Origin of the sequence: Streptomyces sp. ME02-8801-2C, assembly GCF_033793965.1 — a bacterium.
Lineage (GTDB): Bacteria > Actinomycetota > Actinomycetes > Streptomycetales > Streptomycetaceae > Streptomyces.
This window is the reverse complement of record NZ_JARAXP010000060.1, coordinates 1-700: the sequence shown is the minus strand read 5'-3', so window position 1 is coordinate 700 and position 700 is coordinate 1. Positions and strand designations below refer to the sequence as shown.

At 72.7% G+C, this 700-nt stretch carries 1 pseudogene; it reads right to left on the bottom strand.

Features of this window, described 5'->3' with window-relative positions:
* A pseudogene (locus PV396_RS44930) lies at nucleotides 1-700 on the bottom strand (transposase); the annotation flags it as partial.

The following is a 700-nucleotide window of genomic DNA, read 5'->3' as shown; positions in this document are numbered from 1 at the left end:
GCCGCCGCGTCGGCCCTTCTTCTTCCGGTTGGCGGCCTGGTCCTTCTTCTCCGGGATGACCGCCTTGACCCCGCGTTCGCGAAGGTGGGCGCGGTTACCGCGGGAGGAGTACGCCTTGTCTGCGGCGACCGCGTCCGGCCGGGTGCGGGGGCGCCCGACGGGCCCGCGGACGCGCACTTCGGCAAGCACGGGGATGAACTGCGGGCTGTCCGCGGCCTGACCGGCGGTCAGGATCAGAGCCAGAGGCCGGCAGCGACGGTCGGCAACCAGGTGGATCTTGCTGGTCTGTCCGCCTCGCGAGCGCCCGAGCAGAGCGGCTTTCAGGCGGAGCTTGTGCCGTCGCCGGACGCGACGCCGTTCGGCCCTGCCGGGATCGCAGACGTCACCCTGTCCGCCTTGTTCCTCCGCGCCGCCCCCTTTTGCCGGGCCGCTTCCGCCTCGACGGCGGCCTTCTCCAGCGCGTCCAGGACGCCTTCCTCCAGGCGCATCCCGGCCGCGTCGTGGTGGGCCCGGACAGTCGTGGAGTCCACGCTGACCAGCGACAGGTCCACCCGGCCCCGCTCGGCCGCCTCGGCGATCAGCCCCTCCAGCAGAGCCTCGAAGACCCCGGCGTCCCGCCACTGCCGAAACCGGTTGTGCACGGTGGACCAGGCACCGAACCGGTCCGGCATCTCCCGCCACTGCGCTCCCGAGCGGAACT